Source organism: Ligilactobacillus aviarius (assembly GCF_001654615.1).
Taxonomy (GTDB): Bacteria; Bacillota; Bacilli; order Lactobacillales; family Lactobacillaceae; genus Ligilactobacillus; species Ligilactobacillus aviarius_B.
This window is the reverse complement of sequence record NZ_LWUD01000048.1, coordinates 1-1,698: the sequence shown is the minus strand read 5'-3', so window position 1 is coordinate 1,698 and position 1,698 is coordinate 1. Positions and strand designations below refer to the sequence as shown.

The window sequence follows — 1,698 nt, the reverse complement described above, 5'->3', positions numbered from 1 at the left end:
ATTGAATACTTATGTCACAGTCTCTCCTTAAAAGATCCTTATAATCGGGTTCCAAAACAAACGAGCTACGGCGCGAAGCTAGTGAAGTTCGAAAAGCTCCGAATCTATGCTGCGCGATTCGTTCGCTTTTCTGCTTCCACCACGCTCGTTTTTAACGTTTTGTCACACCTTCCTTTAAATTAACTCCTTAACCCTGTTAATTCCGCACTCTTCCGCGGATTATCCAATGAACTCATCATTTCATCCTTCAATGCAGCATAAATTGGACGGCCGCCAAGCCAATCATTAATAACATATGCGATCAGCGTTACGACCAGCAACGGCATCATGTGCTTGATGCTGCCGACCATTTCCGAAATCAAGACAACCGCCGTAAACGGTGCTTTTTCGATTGCTCCAAAGTATGCAGCCATTGCATAAATTACGATGTTCAAGAAGTAACCCTTTGCCAATAATCCGGCATGGATCATGATACTTGCATAAAGGGCGCCGCTCGTTGCTCCCAAAACTAAAATCGGCATGAAAATTCCACCCGGCGTCGATGCTCCGTATGAAACCATTGAAAAGACAAACCGAATAAGCAGTAACAGAGCGACAAAGCCAATTGCTGGTAAGTGGTTACTGAGATAGTTAATAAAATGCGGACTGGTTAAATCCAAGATGAAGTCATGACTTCCACCTAAGATCTTAACGTAATACAATCCAATCGGAATTACTAACAGCAACGGAACAATACTGTGCCATGCTTTGGGAATAATGGTCAATTTACCGTACCATTTCGGTAAGCTTAAGATCACCCGTTGGTACAGGTTTCCAAATAACCCCAAAATAATTCCTAAAATAATCAATTGCCAGTAATCCTTAACCGGAACACTGTAATCATAAATAAAGTGTAAGCTTGGCGTTAACCCAAAGAATAAGAGGGTTACTAGATCTGAAGCAACTGCAGCCGCCAACGCCGCCAGCCAAACCGTTGCTGAAGCAAACCCCAAGGTAATTTCTTCAACCAAGAAAAGGGCTCCCGCTAATGGGGCACTGAAAGCGGCTGATAATCCAGCTGCAATTCCGCATGCCAACATGATATTCCGGTCTTGTTTATCACCATGGAAAATTTCTTCTGAAAATCCTTGACCAATGCAGGCTCCCATTTGAATACACGGGCCTTCCCGCCCAAGAAACAGTCCTGGACAAATTGCCAGTAATCCGCCAACAAACTTCCGCCACAGTGCGGCCCACCAATGCATCTCGAGTTGACCATCCATTACCGCTTCAATTTGCGGAACACCTGATCCTTTAACGTAAAACAACTGCGGCCGGATAATAAATCCAAGTACGATACATAAAATAATCGTCGCAATTACGTATAGGATAATCGTCTTTGGATGGGCTACCATATAGGGATAAATGAAATATAATCCCTTCATCGTCTTATCAATAATCAACCGGAAAATGCTGACAACCACTCCGGTTACCAAGCCGACCAAAATTCCTTTAAAAACGTATAACAGGTTGCGGCTTGTAAACGGCTTATGCAAAATTTCCGTTACACTTAATTTGCCCATAACTAATCCATTCCTTTTCTTATAGCATCCATTTCCTATTCTAAAAGATATGACAAAATATTTGAAATATTTATTGGTAATTCTGGATAACGATTTTTAATCGGTCTTAATTGGTCAATAAAAACCACGCCTCAAA

The 1,698-nt window shown here is 42.0% G+C and carries 1 protein-coding gene; it reads right to left on the bottom strand.

All coding sequences use genetic code 11. From position 1 onward, the window contains the following. Positions 1-179: 179 nt before the first annotated feature. Positions 180-1,562 (bottom strand): ClC family H(+)/Cl(-) exchange transporter, encoded by a 1,383-nt coding sequence (locus A3O17_RS06305; protein WP_064213149.1) that lies wholly within the window; start codon positions 1,560-1,562, stop codon positions 180-182. Between the last annotated feature and the right edge of the window lie 136 nt (positions 1,563-1,698).